Raw genomic sequence first — 495 nt, 5'->3', positions numbered from 1 at the left:
GTACCCACCACATCAGTCCAGTGATGTTGGAACGAGCCGAGCGAGACCGATGCCCTGTAGAATCCGGGCTCAAGCGGCGTATGGTGATGGACCCGGTGAACGGCGATCGGGTACTCGGCGTTGTTCCGGAACTGGGAAATGTGCACCGTTCTCATAGGGAGCCCAATTGGTTTTGCATCTGCCTGTCGTCGAGCCCAAGATCGCTGATCAGGGCTTCTAGGGCCGCAATCCCGCCACTCGCGTAATCCATGGCCGCCTCATCGTGGTGCTCTTCGGCTCGATCGACTTTGGCCACCCAACGTGCGTATTGCCGCAGCAGTGCGCCACGCACCGTCTTTTCCGGAATTGCGTCTACGTTCATGCTTGCTCCCAACACCAGTTGTCCATCATCCACTTGATCCACGCAAGACGCGTGGCCCGAAGTCGCGGCTCAGCGTCATCGGCCTCCGCATCGAACCCGGAATCGCGACGTGCTCGGAGCCACGACTCTAGTAC

General features: G+C 59.8%; 1 protein-coding gene. It reads right to left on the bottom strand.

All coding sequences use genetic code 11. The features are described 5' to 3' along the window. Positions 1-151 precede the first annotated feature (151 nt). Complete coding sequence (locus tag AC1RPH_RS07785; protein ID WP_481762022.1) at positions 152-394, bottom strand: hypothetical protein; 243 nt, start codon at positions 392-394, stop codon at positions 152-154. Positions 395-495: the final 101 nt, after the last annotated feature.

Source organism: Dellaglioa sp. CoH-57-MRSF-16, from assembly GCF_056782055.1.
The sequence above is the reverse complement of the archived record's forward strand: the minus strand, read 5'-3'. Positions and strand labels throughout refer to the sequence as shown.